We start from the raw sequence: 487 nt of genomic DNA, 5'->3' as shown, positions 1-487 counted from the left end.
AATGCAATTGGGTCACAGCCCATTCGATCCCGGGCTGCGAGGCTTGAGACGGTGCCGCGGCGCGACCACCTCAAAGAAAATTTGCAGCGCGGAAATGATGCGGATGGCCGGCGCAGCGCTTCGCCGGAGAGCTTGAGAAAAAACTGTGAGGCGCTGGCCGTTCCGCTCCGTCTGTTTCCGAAGCTGATCGGAATCGACAGCAGTTCGGCAGCACCGTACGGCGGTCTTTGCGAGGGACATCAGCTTGATCCGATGAGCGAACTCAATCCGCTATTGTCCACCTTCATGCAGCGCAGGGCGAGCTTGCTACGCTATTTCACGGCGCGGGTAGGCGAAGCCGAGGCCGAAGATCTCGTGCAGGAAACCTGGCTTCGCGTGGCATCCCAGCCCGCCAACGACGAAGTCCGCAATCCCGCCGCCTATCTTTACCGGCTTTGCGGCAATGTGATGCTCGACCGGTTGCGCCAGGAGCGCACCCGCGCTGCCC

General features: G+C 61.6%; 1 protein-coding gene. It reads left to right on the top strand.

Annotation, left to right across the window (positions count from 1 at the left end):
* Positions 1-51 precede the first annotated feature (51 nt).
* Positions 52-487: RNA polymerase sigma factor (locus tag RAD15_RS43615; protein WP_458184830.1), on the top strand; the 436-nt coding region annotated here is incomplete at its 3' end.

It is taken from the genome of Bradyrhizobium sp. 14AA (genome assembly GCF_054185205.1).
This window is presented reverse-complemented; position numbering and strand designations above follow the sequence as displayed.